We start from the raw sequence: 20022 nt of genomic DNA on the forward strand, positions 1-20022 counted from the left end.
GTTGTAGATGGTCAAAACATCGGCTAGTACAAAACACCGACTAGTACACAACATCGATTAGCGTAAAACTTTGGAGCATCTATTCATGCGTAAAAATCATTTAACGCCCAAGATTTCGAAGCCATTCTTATTGTTTGTACTATTCAGTTTATCTACCTTTCAATACGCCAGTTCACAAGAAAGTGCATCATATAAACGGTTTCGTGAAGGCAATGTGCAGTATGAAAGATACAATGAATTTAATACTGAGTTTACGTTTACTAAACTTGACGGTTTTGAGTTTGAAAAAGGCGTTGAACGTTATTATCCATCAAGTGTGATTGACGTCGGTGGCACATACTATATGTGGTATTCAAAACCTCAGCCGAATACGGAGGTTGTTGGTCCCAACAGTGCAAATGACTCAACTCGTGCATTTCACTGGGATTTGAGTGAAATATGGTATGCAACTTCATCAGATGGATTTAAGTGGGAAGAGCAGGGGCGCGCGGTCAAGCGCGGGGCTGCTGGGCGTTACGATCATCGAAGTATTTTTAACCCGGATATTTTAATTGCTGAAGGCAAGTATTACCTAGTCTATCAAGCGGCTGCAAGTCTTAGTGACGCGCGTTGGGGAAAAGCATTTAAGATTGCAGGTGATTTTGTCCCAAATGTACTTGGTATGGCGGTTGCTGAATCGCCAAACGGTCCTTGGCTAGCGCTTGATAAACCTATTTTGACACCAGGCCCTGAAGATGCATGGGATGGCGAAGTCGTGCATGAGCCGACTTTCTTTGTAAAAGGTGGGCAGTATTTCTTGTATTACAAAAGTGATGCCCGACTACCCTGGAAACCTAATATTTCCAAAGGTGACTTTAATAAAGCACATGCAGATATGCCGTTGGCAACCGGTGTAGCAATTGCGAGTAATCCCGAAGGCCCCTATGTAAAATCAAAATACAATCCTGTTTTAATGGGGGGGCATGGCAGTATGGTATGGCCGTACCGAAATGGTGTATGTGCTACGTTGCCTGAAGGACCCGAACGAAATAGCATTCTTTGCGCAAAAGACGGTATAAACTTTTACCCAGTTATTCAGGGGCTAACTGTCCCTAAAGGGGGCGGCGCATTTCGTCCTGGTAATTTTGTCGATGTTGATGTTACGCAAGGGAAGGGAATCACTTGGGGGGTAGGACATGCGCTTTCTCCTTACTACCATTTTGTGCGTTTTGATACTGACTTGTCACTAGAAAAAGGTGACCGTGTGCGTAATGAATATGAATTAATACAAAACTACATGAATAGCGGCGATTATGAATATGATGCGAGTTTACAGCTTAAATAACGGAGGGTTATGAACGTATGAGCTTGGTCAGTCTGTGTGGGTACGAATATCTTTTTAGCTAAAAAACGGTGCTAATACTAATATGTCCAATATTTACTTGTCTGCGTTCTTGCGTTTGGGCTAACTCGCGATGTCTAAGTAAACCGACGCCTGGGTAATCAGTCCATTTTCTGTCAGCCTGAAATTTTATGACCCAACGAGGGTTTACATCCCATCGAATACCTATGCTTAGGGACTCTTGGTCAACGGCGGTTATTCCGACGGCTATGTTAGTTGCCGCAATGAGTTGATTTATTGCAGGCCCTACGGGGTTTGCAGGGTTGAGTTCAAAAGGCAATTGTTCAATGTCATTTTTTGGTTTTACGGCAGATACGGTGATAAATGGGGTAACGCTATTCATTCGTCGGCCAACGGTTGCGTAAAAAGCATTGGCCGACGGGTAAAATGACCAATCTGCTAAGTATGTCGACGCCTCTGACATAAATAACCATTTTTCATTTTCAAACTTAATACCTGCGGCAAAATATCGTAATAGCAAACCATCGGGTAAAAAGTTTTCTGCAATGTCAGCCTGCTCAGGCCAAAAAGCCGGAGGAATAGACGCAATGCCGTCAATGACGTCGCCAAAAACGCCGCGTTTCGCCACATTTAAATTAGCACGCAGTGCACTTAGTCTAAAGATCCAATCTAACTGAGAATATTCGATATTTGCAGCAACAGTGTTACGTAAACCGAGTTCAAAATCACCACGCTGTTCATTTTCTAGTGGTGCATCTGACTGCCCGAAGGATATGTTCGCTTTGAAGAATCCGCTACCCAGGGTGTTTGCGTACGTAACATCACCACCATCGATTTTGTCTACACTTGAAGACACGAAATAGGGTTCCATAGGGGGACGACCCCATATATACGCATGACTAACAAGTCGGTGATTAGAGGTAAGATACAAGCCGCTATTTAACCGGCCAATACGGAAAGATAAGGATCTATTTACATTGTAACGAATAAATGCCAGCTCGGTTAAAGACAGCAAATTTTTATCAATTTTGTCTTGCGCCACGAATTGGACAAGTGTCTCGAACTTGCTATTGAACTTATAGTTGAATTGCACACCGACCAAAGATTCACGCACGAGTGAACCACCAAATCTATCTTTGTGTTCCAAGGTACGTGTAAAACTTATGTCTTGATTTGACGCTGTACTGTATGACAAGGTCGCGAAACCACCGAAAGCATATTCGCTTGCTTGAGCAAACGCACTAAAGAAAAATAGAATAATGACAACTGAGCGTGACGCCAACAGTGTTTTCCTTGTGAGAGTTGATAATTGTATATAAATACATCAACTTCAGCGTATACTATGCTATCCTAAAAATCAAAGTTATCAATCAATTGGATCCCCCGACATTGAACTGTCAGATATTCAACGTTACAAGAACGCATCTTAAACTATGGTGTTGTCTTATCTTTGGTTTATTTGTTAGTTCGACACCTTCGGCATCTTTTGCCTCACCTTCAAATCTAGTCGTTGTTGTGAATCAGGACAACGATATACGAGGTTTGTCCAAAAAAGAGGTGATAGATATATACATGGGACGCTTCCAGAGTTTTCCTAACGGTCAACCAGCAAAACCGGTAGATTTTCCGGCCGAAACTGAGGTCAAGTCTGATTTTTACACTTTATTGGTAAACCAATCTGAATCGCGTATACAATCGTACTGGTCACGGCTTTATTTCTCTGGAAGAGCGCAACCACCCCATCAAAGCAAAAGTGTCGATGAGGTGATATTAAGAGTGACGAAAGATGTAAGTACCTTAGCTTACATTCCCGCAGAACATGTCACGAATGATATGCGTGTAGTCTTTGCGTTTTAAGGCGCTAACGCACTTATATCCAATGGATCTTGCATTTCATTCTGCAATGTCAATAGTGCTGAAAATAAGGACTTTACTCTTGTCGCCTGTTCGGGTGACTCAGACAAATCGTTAGCTTCCAAAGGGTCAGTTGCCAAATGAAACAATTTTAATTTTTTGGCCTTTGGATACACAATCAACTTGTAGCCATCTTTTTTTATCATGCGTTGACTGTCTATATAGGCACCATAAATAGAAGAATAATAACTTTCATTCCTCTCTCCGGTCGCAATGTCCTTAACGCTATTAAAAAACACATTTTCCGGTTTTGCAATGTCCGCCACGTCTAAGGCAGTTGCCATTACATCTTGTAAATAAATGTCAACGATGGCTGTTTTGTTTTTAGGAATGTTAGGGCCAAGAAAGATAAAAGGTGTTCGTACACTGTGTTCATACATATTTTGTTTACCGAACAAGCCATGTTCACCCACAGCTAAGCCATGATCTGCAGTGTAAACAATATACGTATTCTCCATTAAGCCAGCGGACTCAAGTGCATTTACTATTTTGCCCACTTGGTCATCTAAGTGAGTAATGAGTGCATAATACTCCTGTAAATTTACTTTCGTTGCGTATTCGGTTCTTGGAAATGGGGCAAGCGCAGCATCACGCAAATCGGGGCCATTTCCCATTAGGTCCTTGTCAGGGTACATGGGTAAGAAGTTCTTAGGCATTGGAATATCGCTTAACGCATACATATCTATATACGATTGTGGCGCTTGGCGTGGGTCATGCGGCGCATTAAATGCCAAATACATGAAAAATGGTTTATCGCTATTTTTGGTTTGTTCAACAAATTCGATGGCATCGTCAGCGACAACTTCACTCCAGTGTTTTCCACCTTCCCAGAAGCCGCCATGTTTAGGATCGGTGGGAGACCAAGTATCATCATTTTCGTTTATTGGTCTGTTGTAGCCAATTGGCATAAATTCTCGCCAGTCTTTTGCTTCGCTCTTACCTGCATAAAATGCTTCAAATTTGGCTACTTGAGTTGCATGCTCCCAGCCGTCATTTGGCATGCCTGGCCTCACATGTTTCACGCGGCTAAATACGTCCTTGGCTGGCGCTGCAACGTGCCACTTTCCAGTCATGTATGTATCGTAACCAGCATTTTCGAGCATCATCGACCATGTCGCATCGTAGGCCTTGCCCGCGCGTATTTTAGTATCTACGTCATATGCATTCCAAACGCTTAAGCCTGTATTTAGCATCGCTCGTGACGCCATACAAACCGCGCCATTCCAAGCACCCATATTGTATGCGTTCGTAAATTTCACACCACGCTGTGCTAAATTGTCAATGTTAGGTGTTTTCACAACTTCATTTCCATATGCACCCACGGCGAAAGGAGACTGATCGTCCGCAAAAATAAACACAAAATTTGGTTTTGTGGGCGATTCGCTAAGGTCTTTGTTTGATTTTTCTGAGGGTATTGTGTCACTACTCTTCATTTCGCCACATGCGTTGAGTAACGCTGTCACGCAAATTATTGCACTTAGTACCCGTTTTTTCTTAGACGTCATCCATGTTTGTTTGGACATATTAATCATTCCAATGCTGCTCGATTATTTTCTGCAAATGAGGGTAGTCTTTATCCGTTTCATTATACAATTCACGTTGTCGTTTCAATTCAGTTTTTAAATCGTTTACCACACTGGCGTATCGTTCTTCGTTGTACACATTCTTTAATTCATTCGGATCGTTTTTAAGGTCATACAATTCCCATGCAACGGGGGTTGCTATAGCGTTGTTAGCTAAACCTGTTTCTTTAAGCCATTTCGCGTCATAGTATGGGAACGGTTCGGTCATAAAGTTCTCACCATAGTAAAAAATTAGTTTGTAATCTTTTGAACGAAGGCCAAAGTGTGCGGGGACATCATGGTATGCGCGATGGGTCCAATATCGATAATATGATGCAGTTCGCCAGTTTTCAGGTTGCTTGCCAAAAAGCGCATCTTCAAAACTTTCGCCATGCATAAACGCCGGTGTTTCGATACCCGCCATTGAGAGTAAACTAGGCGCAAAATCGGTATTATTGACGATCATATCGTTCTTAGTACCATGTGTTGTCATGTCAGGGTGGCGGACGATGAGTGGCATCTTGATAGATTCATCCCACATCCATCGCTTGTCAATATAGTCATGTTCACCTAGCATCATGCCTTGATCAGATGTATAAACGATGATCGTATTGTCATAAAGTCCTTGTTCTTTTAATGTTGCGATAAGCCTTGCTACATTGTCATCTACGCCTTTCACGCAGCGTAAATAAGCTTTTAAATATTTTTGGTAGGCCGCTTTGGTAAACGCTTCATCATCTAGCGACGCGTCTACGCCTAAATCAATGCCGACACTCCTGCGCAAATGACGTTGCGATACAGAGGTGCCTATATGGCGAATAAGACTATCGTTTTCGCCTCGGGTGGCGGCAGAACCAAATTCATCGTTAAGTTCATATAAATCGGTGGGTTCAGGTATTTCAACGTCCGCGAGGTAATCTTCATATCGCGGCGCATATTCAAACATATCGTGAGGGGCCTTGAACTGATGCATTAAGAAAAACGGTTTATCTGAACTGCGATTTTTAAGCCAATCAATGGTTAAATCGGTAACGACATCGGAAGAGTGACCTTCGTACTCAGTTTCGTTCTGTGGCCAAGGGTTATCTCCCTGCACCCGAAATACAGGATCAAAATACTTACCTTGTAGTTCCAGGACTTCATAGTAATCAAAGGCTCCAGGTTCTTTTTTCAAATGCCATTTACCGATAATAGCGGTATCGTAACCGGCATCTTTCATTAGTCGAGGCAAATGTTGTTGCTCCGTACTCAGTGAACCACGTAAATCGAGTACGCCATTCGCTTGACTATATTGCCCAGTTAATATGCTTGCTCGACTTGGCGTACAGATTGAATTTGTGACGAAAGTATTCGTAAATGTTAAACCGTCTGCGGCTAGTTTATCTAATTCTGGCGTTGGATTAACAGACGCCAATCGACCACCATAAGTACCCAATGCATGCGCAGCGTGGTCGTCCGTCATAATAAACAGTATATTATATTTAGGTTTATTTGTGACTTCTTCACTTGCTGACGGGCTTATGAGGTCGCTTTGTTCTTTATTCTCTTTTTTATCACTCGCAGGCGTACAGGCAAATAATATGCTTACGATAGATACAATAAAGCTGACGGAAAGTAATGACTGTTTAGTTAGTTTCATATGCGTCTTTTGAAGTTAACACGGAGATTTGTCTAGTGACAACTTACCAGGGGTAATTTACCAAGGGCTTTTTGACCAAAGGTAATTTACGTTAAAAGATTGTTAAGTAATTTACAGGGAAAAGGGTTTATGGTGCAATTCCAATTTTTTCTTATTCGTGTGAATAAGGGCTTTCTCGACTTATCAAATTGCGTTTACAGATAATTATTTTTCGTAAGGGCGGTGTTTAAACAAAATCGCAGGTCTTTAAATGACATTTTTGTTTTAACTTGGGAGTATTAAGTATTGCAGTGTGACCCAGCCCAGATTATTTAATGTGGCATGCGAATAGTTATTTGGTTAGACGTAATAGCGCATCTAAGATTTGAGTATTAGGCAAGATTTCACTTGCGCCGCCTTGTTGTATTAACTCTCTTGGCATACCGAACACTGCAGCGGTTTCTTCTGATTCAGCGATCGTGTGTGCCCCTCGTTGATTTGCTGTTGTCATTGCGCTAGCGCCATCATTACCCATGCCGGTTAGCTGGACGCATATTAAGTTATCAGCTGAAGTAGCCTTTAGCGCAGAATTTACCATTAACTCAACACTAGGGTGCCACAAGTGATTTTTATCCATGATGTGCATTTCGGCAACCAGCTTACCGCCGCGGCGCGAAATAATGACATCCGAATCTCCTTTGGCAATATAGACATTCCCCGCTTGCAAATCCAAGGTGCCAGATATTTCTTGTACGGATACGTTTGAGGCTTTATTTAAACGCTCAGAAAATACTTGCGTAAAGCGAGAAGGCATGTGCTGGGCTATCACGATTGGCACTGGAAAACCTTCAGGTATGTGAGGAATGATGTCTTGCAATACAGATGGGCCGCCAGTAGACACGCCTATTAAGACAAGTTCGAATTTTTTTGCTCCAAAAGATCTTTTGGGTATCTGAATTTTTGGTTTTTGAAGATCTTGTTTTTCCGCTCGAAGGCGCTCATTCGATTTTCTTTCAATCGAAGAAGATACCTTAATACTTAACGCGGATTTTATTTTTGCAAGTAAGATTTGCTCGACCTCTTTCATATTCGACGAAATTGAGCCGCCGGGTTTAGCAACATAGTCGACAGCACCTTTTTCAAGTGCTTCAAGTGTTGCAATTGCGCCCTTTTCGGTCACCGAAGATACCATTACGACAGGCGTCGGTTTGGTTGCCATTATTTTTTCTAAACATTCAAGGCCGTCCATTTTGGGCATATTGATGTCGAGTGTTATCACGTCAGGTGAAAATTCTATGAGTTTTTCAAGCCCTTGTAGTCCGTCTCTGGCATATTCTATTTTATAGCCTGCACCGACTAATATGTCGGAAATGTATCGACGCATTAGTGCAGAGTCTTCAATGACTAGTACTTTTCTCACCGCGTTCCATACTCCCTTCACTTAAAATAATTGTCTTCAAGTGACAAGTTAAGTTTGCTTACCATAATCTATCATGTTCACTATATGTCGTACTTTCGTGACTAAACTTAAGCGGTTTTTTCACTCCTTATATTTTTGTCTTTTTGTAGTAACAATACTGCGGGCAAAATCAAGAGGTCAATTATGAGCGCTAAGGCTATTATAATTGCAGTTAAGGTGCCCATATCGGAGTTTATTGCAAAATCTGAAAATGCTAAAACACCAAAACCAGATGCTAATACGATAGTTGTAATAGTGAGCGCATTGCCTACATTTTCAAACGCAAATTGAACACTCTCTTTAATGGAACTTCCGCTGTCAACGGCCTTTTGGTACTTCACCAAAAAATGTACTGTGTCGTCTACGATTATCCCAAGTGTCATCGTTAATACCACCGATAAGGCCATGCTGATGTTCCCAGAAATCATCGCCCAAATGGCAAAACCAAACAGTGCAGGAAGTAAATTAGGGATCAAACTGATTAACCCTAACTTTATGCTTTTTAATGCAACTAGCAGTAGGCCAGAAATTAACACCAATGCGATAATGGCGCCCTGCAACATGCCAGCCATATTGGCTTTACCTATATGCGCAAAGATGAGTGGTAAACTCGCTGCGTCCATCTTGTATTCAGGGGCATGTGTACTCATCCAAGTTTTTGCACGACTTTCAAACGCGGTAAAATCTTCACTCCCTAGGTTTTTCAGTGTCACCATAATACGAGTCGCAGATTTATTGATATCGATTTGGTTGTTTATATCTAAGCCGTAGGGCAATGACATTTCATATAAAAGCAAGTACTGTGCGGCAATCTCTCTTTCTTGCGGTAATTGATATGCTTCAGGTGCATCATTTTCCATATTCATATTGAGTCGCTTCATGGTATTTGCAAAACTCAATACATGATCGACTTCAGGTTGGTTTTCCAACCATAGGGTAAAATCTTCTATTACTTGTAAATAATTTGGATTATTTATTTCATGCTCTACATCGGTGTAGATAGCAAAATCAATTGTACTTAAGCCACTTAAATTATCCTGCTGGAAGTCGGCATCTTGTCTAAATTCGTTGCCCTTATTGAAGTATTCTATGGCGATATCATTTAACTTATTTTGGCTTGCAAGGTGCGCGCTTAGTATCGTTAAACCAACCGCGGCGACCAGAATGAATCGGAAATGTCTTTGGATGTTGTTCGAGAATGCTAACCAAACGTTGCTTGTCTTACTGTTTGTTACTGAGTTTGTTTTATTGTTTGGTGCAAAATTGAGATTTTTCATCATTAAGAGCGCCGGCAATAGGGTCAAGGAAAATAGACAAGCGAAAATGACGCCAATGGCAACCAGGTTACCCAGATCCGATAAAATAGGTACTTTAGCAAAGTTTAAAGTGAGAAAGCCTATGGCGGTTGTAACACTCGTCATAATGATGGCTTTTCTATTTAAAGCAATCGACTGCAATATTGCCTCTCTTTGCGAGTATCCTGCGCCCATATAGTATCGAGTACTTGAAATAATATGCACACTATCGGCTATCGCAAGTGTAGTTATGATGATTGGCACATTGACGGACGCAATGTTGATAAACATGCCAAACCATCCACCAGCGCCCATGGTCGCAACCACACTCAGTGACACAATGATTAAGGTGACCACTGCCGCATATATTGAACGTAAAAGGATACAAAGCAGTACAGTGATGATTAAAAACATCAGCGGAAATAAGGTAATGGTATCTTTCAGCGCCGCGATGAACATCGCATCCGTCATAATGGCAATGCCGCTCAGGCGAAACTCATGATTGGGGTAGCGCTGTTTAATGGGAATGAGCAGATTGCGTAAGTGTTTGCCAATTTCTGTTATTTCTTTCGTTTGGTCGCCATCAGGCAATTGCACTGTAATGTTTATCATGGCGACATGGCCGTCTTCAGAAATTAGTTTATTAACTAAATCAGGTTCAGTCGTACTTACTTGTTTAACTGTTTTTATATAGTCTGGGGTTAACCATTCAGGTTCGAGCACTAAGTCTTCTACAACTAAATCGTCTTCGAGTGAGTAGGTGCGTTGAAAATTAGTAATTGAATCAACACGTGTAGACAGCGGTGTTTGCCAGCTTTCGTCCGTCAGTGTTTTTATTAGTGCTAGGCTTTTTTCATTAAACAAGTCGCCGTCTTTAGCGGAAATAATAATCGATGCACTTTCATTTTTACTAAAGACACGTTGCATGTTTTCATAAGCAACCCGCTGCGGATTATCATCTTCAAAGAATACTTTGTAGTCACCACGAAAATAAAGGTTCTTACTACCAATCGCACATAGCACGACGACAATGATACTAATTAAGCACGTAATGCCCTTGAAATTGAGTACTTTTTTGTCGAATTTGTTTGATAACATTTGAATACAAATTGAAAGTTGGTCTTGTTTTAGTTTAACGGAGTCAGTGTAAAAATGTTTAATTTATTCGAGTTAAGGTGCGTTAAAAAGCGATAGCAAAAAAAGGCCTCAATTATTATTGAGGCCTTAGGAAGGTATTTGGCTAAACTGTTGCTTAGCTATGTTGCTCTTCAAGTGGTTGTTGAGACTTACGCTTAGGTCCAATTTTTCGCCATATTGCTTTGAACGGTCTAGAGAAATCTAACAATATCATGTACAAACAAGGTACCAGTACGAGCGTAACCAAGGTGGCGTACATTACTGCAAATCCTAGGGCGACGGCCATTGGTATAACAAAGCCTGCTTGTAAACTGGTTTCAAACATAATGGGTAATACCCCAGCAAAGGTCGTGATTGATGTAAGCGTGATAGCTCTAAATCTTGCACACCCTGCATCAATGACTGATTCACGGATTGAAAACCCTTCCGCACGCCGTTTATTGACATAATCAGTCATGACCAAACTGTCGTTAATTACGACACCCGCCGCGGCAATTAAGCCAAATGTAGAAAACATACTTAAATCCATTCCAAGCATGAAGTGTCCAAAAATTGCACCTGTAAAGCTAAACGGAATGACAGACATAATAATTAAGGGCTGCGCATAACTTTTTAGTGGAATAGCAAGTAACACATAGACCAGTATCAAACCAGCAAGCGCAAACATGATTTGTTCTGCTTGTTGCGTTTGTTGTTCTTCAATTTTTCCGCCCAACTCTGTTTTAACGGAAGGGAAACGTGCTTTCATTTTAGGTAACAAGTTTTCTTTTATATTTTCGGTTAAGGCATTGGGTTCTACGGTTTCTTCGTCTATATTGCCCCAGACGTACACGCTACGGAAGCCGCCTTCACGGCGAATGTAACTAATACCAGGGGCTTCGAACAATTCTACCACGTCGCCAAGCATCACCTCTTGTCCGCCAGGTGTAGAGATAACCGTGTATTTTAAATCAGCAAAACGTTCGCGGGTTAGCTGCGGATAGCGAACCATAACCCGCACTTCCTCACCATTTCGCAATACACGCTGCGCTTCGCCGCCATAAAAGCTAGCGCCTACTTGAGATGCTACATCTGCCAAATCGAGTTCTAAATCATACGCAACAGGCTTTAAGCGTAATTGCACTTCTTTACTCGCAGGGTCAATAGTAGAACTTACATCAAATGCGCCTTTTTCTTCTTGCAGTAGCTCTATAAAGTAACGCCCAGCCGCATTTAACGTTTCGATATCAGGCCCAAAGAGTAAGTATCCAAATTCGCCGCCGTCACCTCCGCCATTTACGTCATCTTGAATCGTAAATGACTTCATTCCAGGTATTTCAGGTAAGTTTTCACGCCATCTACGCGCTAGCTCAAACGTATCGAATGGGCGTTCTTCTTCATCTACTAAAGGCGCCATTACACGGCCTTCGTTGCGTCCTTGATTCCAAACTAAGATATTAGCAACCATGCCTGAGCCATATTCTTTGATGATTTTTTGCTCTTCATCACGAATAACACCTTCAATGATCTGTAACGCTTCAACTGTAGTTTCATCCGATACCGTTTCACTCATCTCAATATTAATACTTGGGAAGTCGTGCGGTACTTTGGGTTCGGGGATAAATCTTACAAAGTTATTGTTTATCAACGATATGGCTAACGCGAACATGCCAATAAAAATAAATAGAACTGGCCAGCGCCACTCTGTTGCTCGCGTAACAAATCTACGGTATTTACCATTCACGAAGCCAAAATACGCTTTGTTAAACTTGTCTCTCCAACTGTTTTCTGCGACAGGTTTGAACTTAGTGTTAGCGATATGCGCAGGTAAAATGAGCTTTGATTCGATTAACGAGAAAATTAAGCAAAATATGACAACGCCCGCAATATTTACGAAAAAGTCACCTTGAGGGCCGCTTGTTAGTGCAAATGGCGCGAATACCGCAATAGTCGTAAGTACGCCGAACGTCGCAGGCGTTGCTACACGTTTTGCACCAATAACAACATTTCTTGTCGACGCACCCTTTTTCTCGATTTCGGAGTAGGCGCTTTCGCCAATAACAATTGCATCGTCCACCACAATCCCTAGCACCATAATAAATGCAAAGAGCGATACGATATTAATGGTAATACCAAATAAGGGCATTAGCATTAACGCACCAAGAAAACACACTGGCAAACCGACCATAACCCAAAACGCCAATTTAAAACGTAAGAACAACGCTAGCATAATGAAGACTAAAATCGCCCCTTGGGTTAGGTTACCAAGCATCATGTCTAAGCGACCATTCAGGTAATAGGTCATATCTACAAGTACATTTAATTCAACACCTTGCGGCAAGGCAGGGCGCTTTTGTTCCATGTATTTTTTTATCGACGCCGCGACAGGCAATACATTCTGCGACTTTGTCGCAGAGACACCAATGTAAATAGCGTTTTTACCATTAAACTTAAAATAGCGTTTGCCTTCGGTAAACCCATCTTTGATAACGGCGACGTCTTTGAGTGTCACCTGCGCGCCGCCAGCGCCAATTTTTACCGGGATATTTCTAAACTCTTCACCGCTGTAATATTGGTTTTCGACGCGAACAGCAATCATGCCTGCATCGGTTCGGATTTGTCCGGCTGAAATGTTTGCGGAGTAGCGGCGAACTGCTTGCGTGATTTCATTGATCGACAAATTGTATTTACGTAACATCTCTGGCATAACTTCGATGCTAATTTCATCATCAGGTACATCAGCATTTGCTAATTGCACATTGCTTAGTTGGAGCAGTTCTTCTTCTATTTGTTGCGCAATCGGTTTTAAATCATTTAATGGCATATCGCCCGAAAGGGTTAACTCCATTACTTCTTGTTGCCATTCAATTTGCGATACTGTGATGGGCTCCATCGCCGCAGGGAACGTTGCGATACCGTCTATACGTGCTTTTATTTTGTCTAACACATCTGGTAAATGCACATCAGGATGAATTTCCATTGTCACCCGACCACCACCGCGCCAAGAGCGTCCAACGCTCTTTTTGATTTCGGTGATGTCTTTAATTGCTTCTTCGACTTTTATGACAATGTTTTCTTCAATTTCTTTCGGTGAAGCACCAGGGTATGAGACGTAAGCATTGATATAATTTATTTCAATGTTTGGAAACATCTGTTTCTGTATTGTCGCGTAACTTGCAATACCCATCATAATGATAAAGAACATTAACAGATTGGCTGCGACAGGGTTTTTTGCAAACCAAGCGATAATACCGCCTGGCATGCTATTGTCTTCAGGCGATTGGTTCTTAGGTGTATTCGTTAGTTTAGTGTCTTGAGTTTCCATAATCGCTCCCTAGCGCGCATCGCTATTCGTTTGATTATAAGTAATTAGGGCTTGGTCTGGTTCTTGGATGCGCACTTCCATACCATTTTGTGGATATTCTGGTAAATTCTTTGCCATTCTATCTTCCGCGGTGACACCGCTGGAAATATAAAAGTAACTGCCTTCTTCTCGAAGCACATTTACATCATGGGCTTCAAGTTTGTCTTCTTCATTTACGATCCAAAGTTTTCTGTTATTTACCAACGATTGGGGGACTTCGAATACGTTTTCTAGCATTCTGCCTTGAAACGTTACTTCTACATATGAGCCAAATTGTAATTTTGGTAAATCAGACTCAAGACTATATGGGTCATCAATGCGCATCACGAGGTGTTGCATACGGGTGCTTTGATCAACAACGCCTAAGTCTCTATCAATGTAACCATCACGTGTTACAGGCACTAAACTGCGCGTTGCTGCACTTGCTTGAACGCCCTGCATGTTAGGCTGTAAAAATGGGCTATCAAACCCAGCGACTGGGATCATAATTTCCGCGGTTTCAATGTTGTTAATTTTAGCAACCTGCATACCGGTTGATACGTATTGACCTGAACCAATATCACGAGAAATGATTAGTGCATCATAAGGAGCCGTTACCTTTGTTTTTCCAAGGTTCCTGTTGGCTATTCTAAGTGCCGCCTGAGCCGATTTTAATTGTGCTTTAGCACTCAATACTTGAGGTTTGCGAAGGTATAAATCGCTGACTTGGTTTTTCGGCAAGTTTTTGGATTCGCGTTTGGCGACGTTTTGTCTCGCTAGCTCTTCAGTTAAGGTTGCCTCAGCCAAGGATACCTGCGCTTCCGCTCTCAAAACTTCAGCTTCATATGCGTCTGCTTCAATGGTAAAAAGCACATCGCCACGTTCCACTATGCCGCCATTCACGAAATTTGGGTTCCATGAAATAATTTCGCCACTCACTTGCGCCGCCAGTACGGTTGATTCTAACGGCATGACTTCGCCAAAGCCGCTAATGAGTACTTGATGGTTAATTGGTTTAAGTGTTTCTATACTAACAATTGGGCGAGTGTCAGTAGGCTCTTTTTCTTCCGTGTCTTCTGATGCAGCTTGGATACCAAACGTTGCTGCAAATGCAACTGCGCTGATACCTATTATTAAGCCAACATTAATGAGTATTTTATTTTTCATAGCAAGTGATCCTCGAACGTGTTGAACACAGTGTATCAACTAGATGTGACAGAGGTATGTGACAAATGTAACAAACTGTATGCTACTGCTACAATTTGTTACTGGGAAGGTATATTGTCAGATAATACAAGAGGTACGATGAGCAATTTTTTATATGGGCACGTACTAAGAGACATGCAACTAAAAAAATCAGTGACGAACATCGTATCAAATACTTGTCGCCACTGATCCAAATTATTGCGTTTGGTGAGCCGCTAGTTGGGCGTTTAGTAGTTGGGAGTTTAGTAGTTAGCGTTTCCAGGGGTTCTTGGAAATGGAATAACGTCTCTCACGTTTGCTATGCCGGTAACGTAAGCAACTAAGCGCTCAAAACCTAAGCCAAAACCAGCATGAGGTACACTGCCGTAACGACGCAAATCTCTATACCACGCGTAGTCCTCAGGGCTAAGATCCATTTCAGCTAGGCGGCTATCAAATACCTCTAAACGCTCTTCGCGCTGAGAGCCTCCAATGATTTCACCAATGCCTGGTGCTAGCACATCCATTGCGGCAACGGTTTTGCCATCATCGTTTATGCGCATATAGAACGCTTTGATGTCTTTCGGGTAGTTTTGCATAATCACCGGTGCACCGACATGCTCTTCAGCAATATAACGTTCATGTTCAGAAGACAAATCGACACCCCATTCAACTGGGAATTCGAAAGTTTTACCGCAGTTCTGCAGAATTTCGATTGCTTCTGAGTAATCCATTCTGACGAAATCAGAATCCACAACAGATTTCATGCGTTTTACAACGTCTTTATTGACGCGTTGTTCGAAAAAGTTTAAATCGTCAGCACGTTCTTCAAGGACGGCTTTGAATACGTACTTAAGCATGTCTTCAGCTAATTGTGCAATAGTAGATAAATCAGCAAAAGCAACTTCAGGCTCGACCATCCAAAATTCAGCTAAATGCCGGCTGGTGTTTGAGTTTTCGGCCCTAAACGTAGGCCCAAACGTATATACTTTCGACATTGCTGTACAGTATGTCTCAACGTTTAACTGACCAGATACTGTCAGGTAAGTTTCTTTGCCAAAAAAGTCTTGAGTGTAGTCAACGTCACCGTTTTCTGTCTTAGGCACGTTCATCATATCTAGCGTAGATACCCTGAACATTTCGCCAGCCCCCTCAGTGTCTGAAGCAGTGAGAATAGGCGTACTTATCCACATATAGCCATTTTCATGAAAGAAACGATGAATTGCTTGTGACAGGCAGTTTCTAACCCGGGTAACTGCGCCGATAATATTAGTGCGAGGTCTTAAATGTGCGTGTTCCCGCAAATACTCAATACTATGGCGCTTGGCAGACATTGGGTAGGTGTCAGGGTTTTCTACCCAACCAATGACGTCTATCGCTGAACCTTCAATTTCGAGCGATTGCCCTTTGCCTTCAGATTGCTTAATTGTGCCTGTCGCAATGACTGAGCAACCAGTGGTTAAACGAGTAATATCTTCGTAATTCGCTAAATTACTTAATGCGATGACTTGTACTGGATCAAAACAGCTACCATCATGCAATGCGACAAAAGATAGACCTGCTTTTGAGTCACGCTTAGTGCGCACCCAACCTTGAACTTTTACTGCTGTTCCCACTGAATATTTGCCAGCCAAAACATCGGCGACCGAGGCAATCGTCATATAATTCTCCGTATTTTTTTTCAAGACGTCGGCGTATTTGCCGAAATGATTATGTGAGTCGTTTGACGACAACGACATAATCGTTATGCGCTTTTTTATGGTATAAGTATACTTGACTGATTCTCTGATAACACTAGGCAAATTGTGATTTATGCCAAATAAAGACAATAATGCGGGAAATATCGACGTTTCTGAATTAAGGATGCCTGAACGGCAAGTTGATAGACGTAAAAAACACAGGAACAAAGATACCCTTTATCGAATTGTTGTAGCGCTTAACATAGTGGCTTGGACGATGTTGGTAAGTGCGCTTTTGGTATTTCATTATGCTCGTCCAGATTTTATTGCAGGTGTTCAAAATTATTGGGGCATAGACGGGCGTGATTTTTGGTCTCAAGCGCATTTAGACAACTTGTTACTATTGTTACAGGCGTGCTTGATAATAAGCTTATCCGCCATTGTCCTACGTACTAGACGTTCTAGGCGAAAATCGGATAGTTTTGGATACAACTTACTCGTACTTTTCGTTATTTCTATTGTCAGTTTAGCGACTATATACACAACGGTATAGCATACTCCACGTTATACACTACTCCGGTGGTTCGTTCATATCAGAGTATGGTGTGTACATGAATTTACATGCTAGTACCGCGTTCAAGCCTTCAATAATAAACCTGAAATAATTCTCATTTTCATAATTGTGTCAGGAACATCATACAATATTTAACTTGCTGATTTTATAGAGTTTTATCCTTAAGTGGTGCATTAATGAGCGGTATTTTCATTCCCCTGTCTATTATTCGCGACACATTTACGTCTGAATACAATATTAAAATAACTTAAGTTGTTGAAATGTAAGGAAAATAAGATTTTGGCACGTTAATAGCTATAGTGAAGTCAATGGCGAAATTCGTAGTGTAAATACAATAATAAACATTACTAAAATAACGAATGCTATTGATACAAAAGACTGCCATATAAATAGCTGTCTTCATGTTGATGTCTTTTGTATTAAAAAATAATAAGAAGGCTTAGGTGGTTGGTAGCATCATAAGCTTAAAATTGCGAGAACGGCTAACTATGCCTGGGAGCATCTAATGGCGAACTATAAAAAAATATTAATCGTTGGGCTTAGCGTAATAATCATTCAAGCCATTCAGGGCGTTGCTCAGGCAAGTGTGTCTCAAACCGTTTTAATGTTTCTTGATAGGGATAAGGATGGACTCATTTCGCTAAAGGAAGCGACTCGGAACATAACAATTCTGGAAGCGTTTGACATTATCGACATGAATGAAGACGGTTTTATTAGTTTACAGGAGTTGACCGCAAGCAATTTGGTGAAAGAGTAAATGTGGTAAAAAAGTTTCAGGGGTTGCCCGCTTTGCGAGTGGTGGGTGACCTTTTTTCTTTTATCCTTCTTCAACATCCAATACAGACATTTCTAGTTGAGATTGTTTTGTTAGGGCCTATTGAAGCTTGGATAATGCTATGCAATGCTAGCGAAAAATATACGGTTGTTGGTTAATTTCTTGCAAATACGTTCACTCAGACAATTGGTGTTAATCAGTTTTTTAACATCACTAGTGCCACTTATCGCGCTTCTTTGGCAAAGCCAACGAGACTTTTCGCATGTCAGCGTAACGACAAAAGAAAACACTGAATTGTTTGTTAATATAGCCTCCAATCTGCGGGATTTGTTGAGTTCTGCTCAAGACGTGCAGCGGTTAGTAAAACAATATCAAGTACTAAAAGAGCCGCAGTTAAAAGTAATTACAGATAAGACACTTGAGAGTTTTATTGAAAAATTGCACGCATTTTGCCGTATATCCAAAGAATTTAAAGAATGCACAAGTTTGGAAAATAGCTTGCCGACTTTACTAGAATATCATGGATTTAATGATACCTTAGTGGTTGATGCGTACTTAGCACGGTTTGGCCAGTCTATGCTGAAGCTTCAGCGCAATGTAAATATTTTCGTCGATCAAAGAGTTATTGAACAACAGCAGTTTTTAGCGAATATGCAAATTAGACAGGGTTGGTCTACAGGTATGCTTGTGGTGCTGTCTTTGGTTTTCATTTTATTCTCAACACAATTTATTGTAAAACCTGTCAGAAAGCTACAAGCAATCATTCAGTCTATCGCGACATCAAGTCAATCACTGCCGGTTAAATCATCCAGTGCACCAAGAGAGCTCTTGGCGGTAGAAAAAGATTTGTTTTGGTTGAATGAAAGGTTAAGGCAACTTGAAAAAGTACGTACAGCCTTGTTGCGACATGCCTCTCACGAATTAAAAACGCCCTTAGCCAGCATTAAAGAAGGGTGTGCAATTTTATCGGATAACTTAGTTGGTGATTTAAATAGTGCACAACATGAAGTGTTGCAATTGCTCAATAATTCCACAGAGAGATTAAATTTGTTAATCGTAAAACTCTTAGACTATAACGCCTTATTGCAACAAGCTGAGCCCAAGTTGGTGCCTGTCGCCATATATCCGGTGATTGACGCGAGTGTTACGAATAGCAAGTTATTGCTGCAACAGAATGGGCAGTCCATAGGAATTCAGCTGAAAGAAAGCCAACAAGTGAAAGGGGACGAAGAACTATTGGGGCGAATATTTGACAACCTAATTTCGAATGCAATTGCTTATGGTCGCAAGAATGAAATCATCAGAATTTACGCGCATGAAGAGGAAGATTTCTTAGTTTTGGATGTTATGAACCAAGGGAATAGTATTCCATTAGATATTAGAACTGAAATATTTGAGCCATTTAAACGTGGTGCTGAAAAACGAAATGACAAAGTCATGGGGGCAGGTTTGGGATTGTCCATTGTGGCAGATTGTGTGAGACTTCTTAACGGAGATATTTCTATTGTAGATAAGGAGTCGGTTGATGTGTGTTTTCAAATTAAGCTGCCAAGGGTCAAATAAGTGAAAACCTGGATAGCAGTACTGATGTCTGGCCTTATACTGTCGGGGTGTAAATTACTGCCGAAGGATGGTCCGTTACCGCCTGTCGTTGAAGCAGAACCTCAAGCTAGACAGACTTGGTTTTGTACAACAGAAGCGTCATTTGACGCATTGGGTAAGTTTTGTGAATTTAATTATTGGGCGAAAGTTTATATAGAAGCTAATGAGATAAATTGGCCTGAGAGACTCAATAAAATTAATGAATTAGGCGATGCTCCCGTCGATCTTATGTACAAGGTGATGATGAGTCAGGGGCCGGATACTCCATACCAGAATCGACTCAGAGCACAAAACTGGATTACGTCACTGTTAACGGTTGTCGAACCAACAATGGCGAGTGTTTTGGATGTTGTGATTTTTCAACCCTCGCAACAACTATTAGAACTTGAGTCCGCAATCACAATTTTGAGCCGAGTGAATGTGCGGCAAGAAAAAGTTATGGATGAATTAAATGCGACCTTGGACGCGCGTAAAGAAGACTTAGAAAAGCAGCGTACCCAAGTAGAACAGCTGTTAAAGATTGAAGCAAATATGGCAGATCAGAATAGGAGCCAATAG

Annotated in this window: 14 protein-coding genes; 6 read left to right on the plus strand and 8 right to left on the minus strand. The window is 41.4% G+C overall.

All coding sequences use genetic code 11. From position 1 onward, the window contains the following. Positions 1–85 precede the first annotated feature (85 nt). Entirely contained in the window at positions 86–1324 is a 1239-nt protein-coding gene (locus QQK00_RS15280; RefSeq protein ID WP_284218483.1) for a glycoside hydrolase family 117 protein, read from the plus strand. A 58-nt stretch (positions 1325–1382) separates the two neighbouring features. On the opposite strand, the gene QQK00_RS15285 is transcribed toward QQK00_RS15280, so the two are convergent. Then, positions 1383–2624 (minus strand): hypothetical protein, encoded by a 1242-nt coding sequence (locus tag QQK00_RS15285; RefSeq protein WP_284218484.1) that lies wholly within the window; start codon positions 2622–2624, stop codon positions 1383–1385. A 233-nt stretch (positions 2625–2857) separates the two neighbouring features. Between QQK00_RS15285 and QQK00_RS15290 the strand changes: the two genes are divergently transcribed. Next, positions 2858–3199: a hypothetical protein gene (locus QQK00_RS15290; protein WP_284218486.1), complete on the plus strand. Its 342-nt coding sequence runs from the start codon at positions 2858–2860 to the stop codon at positions 3197–3199. Here QQK00_RS15290 and QQK00_RS15295 read toward each other — a convergent pair. The 7 genes from QQK00_RS15295 to asnS form a co-directional block, all read right to left on the minus strand. Further along, positions 3196–4779 carry a sulfatase family protein gene (locus QQK00_RS15295; RefSeq protein ID WP_284218487.1) on the minus strand — a complete coding sequence of 528 codons (1584 nt, stop codon included), beginning with the start codon at positions 4777–4779 and terminating at the stop codon, positions 3196–3198. The genes QQK00_RS15290 and QQK00_RS15295 overlap by 4 nt on opposite strands. A 1-nt stretch (position 4780) precedes the next feature. Continuing rightward, entirely contained in the window at positions 4781–6457 is a 1677-nt protein-coding gene (locus tag QQK00_RS15300) for a sulfatase family protein (RefSeq protein ID WP_284218488.1), read from the minus strand. Between the two features lie 331 nt (positions 6458–6788). Next, entirely contained in the window at positions 6789–7856 is a 1068-nt protein-coding gene (gene cheB / locus QQK00_RS15305; RefSeq protein ID WP_284218489.1) for a chemotaxis-specific protein-glutamate methyltransferase CheB, read from the minus strand. Between the two features lie 107 nt (positions 7857–7963). Continuing rightward, complete coding sequence (locus QQK00_RS15310) at positions 7964–10288, minus strand: efflux RND transporter permease subunit (RefSeq protein ID WP_284218490.1); 2325 nt, start codon at positions 10286–10288, stop codon at positions 7964–7966. A gap of 154 nt (positions 10289–10442) precedes the next feature. Continuing rightward, complete coding sequence (locus tag QQK00_RS15315; protein ID WP_431307747.1) at positions 10443–13631, minus strand: efflux RND transporter permease subunit; 3189 nt, start codon at positions 13629–13631, stop codon at positions 10443–10445. 9 nt (positions 13632–13640) lie between these two features. Beyond that, positions 13641–14816: an efflux RND transporter periplasmic adaptor subunit gene (locus tag QQK00_RS15320; protein ID WP_284218491.1), complete on the minus strand. Its 1176-nt coding sequence runs from the start codon at positions 14814–14816 to the stop codon at positions 13641–13643. 281 nt (positions 14817–15097) lie between these two features. Then, positions 15098–16495: an asparagine--tRNA ligase gene (gene asnS / locus QQK00_RS15325; RefSeq protein WP_284218492.1), complete on the minus strand. Its 1398-nt coding sequence runs from the start codon at positions 16493–16495 to the stop codon at positions 15098–15100. Positions 16496–16646: 151 nt separating this feature from the next. On the opposite strand from asnS, the gene QQK00_RS15330 reads away from it, so the two are divergent. From QQK00_RS15330 to QQK00_RS15345, 4 genes are all read left to right on the plus strand, one after another. After that, on the plus strand, positions 16647–17066 hold the full coding sequence (locus QQK00_RS15330) for a hypothetical protein (RefSeq protein ID WP_284218493.1): 420 nt from the start codon (positions 16647–16649) through the stop codon (positions 17064–17066). 526 nt (positions 17067–17592) lie between these two features. After that, positions 17593–17844 carry an EF-hand domain-containing protein gene (locus tag QQK00_RS15335; protein ID WP_284218494.1) on the plus strand — a complete coding sequence of 84 codons (252 nt, stop codon included), beginning with the start codon at positions 17593–17595 and terminating at the stop codon, positions 17842–17844. 144 nt (positions 17845–17988) lie between these two features. Beyond that, positions 17989–19425 carry a sensor histidine kinase gene (locus tag QQK00_RS15340; protein WP_284218495.1) on the plus strand — a complete coding sequence of 479 codons (1437 nt, stop codon included), beginning with the start codon at positions 17989–17991 and terminating at the stop codon, positions 19423–19425. Next, positions 19426–20022: a hypothetical protein gene (locus QQK00_RS15345; protein WP_284218496.1), complete on the plus strand. Its 597-nt coding sequence runs from the start codon at positions 19426–19428 to the stop codon at positions 20020–20022.

The organism is Agaribacter marinus, from assembly GCF_030160655.1.
Taxonomy (GTDB): Bacteria; Pseudomonadota; Gammaproteobacteria; order Enterobacterales; family Alteromonadaceae; genus Glaciecola; species Glaciecola marina.